We start from the raw sequence: 637 nt of genomic DNA, 5'->3' as shown, positions 1-637 counted from the left end.
CTGTGGAACAGATGCAGCTTGGTGCCGGTGACGAAGAAATTCAGATCAGCCAACAATCAAGCAAACAAGCCTAAGCAGGGAGCGAAACGGTGCAGGAATTGATCCAGCAATTACCGGAAGTCAGGCGCAGTCCAGGTTTATGGTTCGAGCGTCTGACTCTCTTTCGTGAAACGGGTCCTGAACACGTCCTTCGCACCGTTACTTTTCAGCGTGGCCTGAATATTGTCTGGGCTAAGGAACCGGTGGCTGGTAGTGCCTCTGGAGCACGTGCAGCAGGCCATGGRGTTGGCAAGACCTCTTTATGCCTGTTACTGCGTCTGTGTCTGGGAGATACAGCCAAGGCCGTCAGTGAGGTGCGTGAGGAGTTGTTCGGTGAGTTCCCGCAAGGTGGTGTCGCGGCTGTTCTGCATGTAGAGGACCAAGTATTCACTCTGTTCCGCCATTTCAATACCTACAAGGAAGGTATTGCTCTGGAAGGTGACGACATCAATGCGCTATGGGTCGAGGAAACCGGCGATACAGACCGCTCATTCATACAACACCTTTCCGACACAATGATGGCTAAGGTTACGCCACGCGTCATCCCGGAAACAGATCAGGCTATTGAATGGCGCCATCTCTTGGCTTGGATCAGCCG

Annotated in this window: 1 protein-coding gene; it reads left to right on the top strand. The window is 53.1% G+C overall.

Annotated features, from left to right (window positions below; all coding sequences use genetic code 11):
- Positions 1 to 89 precede the first annotated feature (89 nt).
- A partial coding sequence (locus AC1DCY_RS27330; protein ID WP_477355836.1) for a hypothetical protein occupies positions 90 to 637 on the top strand: 548 nt, incomplete at its 3' end.

This window comes from Lysinibacillus sp. 10T31 (assembly GCF_056394365.1).
Note: the sequence above shows the minus strand (reverse complement) of the source record. Positions and strands in the feature narration are given on the sequence as shown.